Origin of the sequence: Arthrobacter sp. TB 26 (assembly GCF_000427315.1) — a bacterium.
Taxonomy (GTDB): domain Bacteria; phylum Actinomycetota; class Actinomycetes; order Actinomycetales; family Micrococcaceae; genus Arthrobacter.
Window position 1 is genome coordinate 7,721 of record NZ_AUPJ01000137.1, and the last position, 2,478, is coordinate 10,198.

Sequence of the window (2,478 nt, forward strand, 5' to 3'; positions counted from 1 at the left end):
CCGCGCGGCCGCCGTCGGCGCAGACCTCACCACCCAGGAAGGGGTCCAGGCCCTGGCCAGTGCCGCAATGGAGAACTTCGGCTCGCTGGATGTCCTGGTCCTCAACGCCTCCGGCGGGATGGAATCCGGCATGGAGGCGGACTACGCACTGAAGCTCAACCGCGACGCCCAGGTGAACATGCTCAACGCCGCCGTCCCGCTGATGCCCGAGGGGTCCCGGGTGGTCTTCGTGACGAGCCACCAGGCCCACTTCATCAACACCGTTCCCACCATGGAGAACTACGAGCCGGTGGCACGCAGCAAGCGCGCGGGCGAGGACGCCCTCCGCGAACTTATTCCGAACCTGGCTGAGAAGGGCATCTCCCTGGTCATCGTCTCCGGCGACATGATCGAGGGCACCGTGACGGCCACCCTGCTGGACCGCTCCAACCCGGGTGCCATCGAGGCCCGCCGTGCCGAGGCAGGGAAGCTGTACTCGGTGAAGGAGTTCGCCGCCGAGGTCGCCAAGATGGTCACGGCCGACGTCGAGTCCGGCCACACCGAATACGTCGGCGGAGCCGACTACTTCGACAAGAGCAACAACTAGTTCCAGCCGTTTCGGGGAGCACACTAAAGGCCGGGGCAACCGCCCCGGCCTTTGGTGTTGTTCCCGGGTGCCCGTCCCGCCTCAGACTCCGGCGATGTACCGCACGGCGTCGAGGTAGGGCATGTTCACGGCGGCGTCCGCCACCGCGCGGACGGCCGGTTTGGCGTTGAACGCCACGCCTATCCCGGCGGCGCCGAGCATGTCCAGGTCGTTGGCCCCGTCGCCGACGGCAATCGTGTGCTCCATCGGGATGCCTTCCTTGGCGGCCCATTCGCGCAGGTACTTCTCCTTCGCCGCCCGGTCGATCACCTCACCGATCACCTTTCCGGTCAGCGCGCCGTCGGCGATTTCCAGTTCGTTGGCGACCCAGTAGTCAAGTCCAAGGCCCTCCGCGATCGGCCGCAGGATCTGGTTGAAGCCCCCCGAGACCACCGCCACGACGTGGCCGGCTTCCTGGAATGCAGTGACGAGCTCCGCCGCGCCGAGGCTCAGTTTCACCTCGGCACGGACGGAATCGACGACGTCGGCCGGCAGTCCGGCGAGCACCGCCACGCGTGCGTGCAGGCTCTGGGCGAAGTCCAGTTCGCCGCGCATGGCGGCCTCGGTCACCGCCGTTACTTCTTCGCGCTTGCCGGCGTAGGCGGCCAGTAGTTCGATCACTTCCTGCTGGATCAGGGTGGAATCCACGTCCATGATGAGGAACTTCCGCTCCGCGCTGCGGAGGGCGGCGGGGACGATGGCCGTGTCGACTCCGGCGGGGCCGTTCTCTGCCGCCGTTCGGCGCAGTTCGGCCAGCGCACCCTCCCTGCGGTCCACGGTGGAGGCCACGTCGGAACTGACGTCCGCCGTATAGACCTCGAAGCGGTCGTCTCCGGTGCGGGATTCGGCGTCCAGCGTCAGTCCCGCTGCTGCGAGCAGCGTGCGGAGCTGCTGCACCTCGGGAAGTGAAAGTTTCGGGGCATAGCTCACGGCGGTCACGTACAGGTTCATGGCTGCAATCCTAGCGATCAGGCAGATCGGGGCCCGAATCCGTTGCGCGACAGTGACGCCGCGGAAGCCGCGCAGCCCGCCCCCGGCAGGGCCCCGGCGTACCGGTTATCAGTCGTCCGCTTTTTTGTCCTAGTGTCTACTCCTATGAGTGATGTTCTTGAAATGGCCGCCGTCAGCGTTGTGCGTGGGGCAAAAACCCTCCTCGACAAGGTCGACTGGCAGGTCAAGGAAGGCGAACGCTGGGTGATCCTGGGTCCCAACGGCGCCGGCAAGACCACTCTGCTCCAGCTGGCCGCCGCACGGATCCACCCCACGAGCGGAATGGCAGGCATCCTCGAGGAAATCCTGGGCGCCGTCGACGTCTTTGAACTCCGGCCCCGGATCGGCCTGTCCTCGGCTGCGCTGGCCAACCAGATCCCGGAGCACGAGAAGGTCCTCAACGTCGTCGTGACGGCGGCCTACGGTGTCACCGGACGGTGGCGCGAGGGCTATGAGAAGGACGACGAACGCCGGGCCTTCGCCCTCCTGAACGAGTGGGGCATGGGCCCTCTGCTCAACCGGCCGTTCGCCTCGCTGTCCGAGGGGGAGCGCAAGCGCGTCCAGATCGCCCGGGCCCTGATGACCGATCCCGAACTGCTTCTCCTGGATGAACCCGCCGCGGGGCTGGATCTGGCCGGCCGCGAGGATCTTGTGTACCGGCTCAGTGAACTCGCCCGCGACGACGCCGCCCCGGCCATTGTCTTGGTCACGCACCACCTCGAGGAAGTCCCGCCGGGCTTCACCCACGCCATGCTGCTGCGCGACGGCGCGGTGGTGGCCCAGGGCCCGATCGAAGGCGTCCTGACGGCCACAAACCTGAGCGAAACCTTCGGGTTGCCTTTGGACGTCAGCGTCGCGGCGGG

General features: G+C 67.2%; 2 protein-coding genes and 1 pseudogene (2 of these 3 only partly in view). 2 read left to right on the forward strand and 1 reads right to left on the reverse strand.

The features are described 5' to 3' along the window. Window positions 1-586: pseudogene (locus K789_RS22280) on the forward strand (SDR family oxidoreductase); it begins 165 nt to the left of the window's first position. A gap of 81 nt (window positions 587-667) precedes the next feature. Here K789_RS22280 and serB read toward each other — a convergent pair. Continuing rightward, window positions 668-1,576, reverse strand: coding sequence for a phosphoserine phosphatase SerB (serB, locus tag K789_RS0104290; protein ID WP_024365676.1), 909 nt, complete (start codon window positions 1,574-1,576; stop codon window positions 668-670). A gap of 144 nt (window positions 1,577-1,720) precedes the next feature. Between serB and K789_RS0104295 the strand changes: the two genes are divergently transcribed. Further along, window positions 1,721-2,478: the 5' portion of an ABC transporter ATP-binding protein gene (locus K789_RS0104295; protein WP_024365677.1), read on the forward strand. It continues 130 nt past the right edge of the window; the window shows 758 of its 888 coding nt (coding positions 1-758); its start codon is at window positions 1,721-1,723; the stop codon falls past the right edge of the window.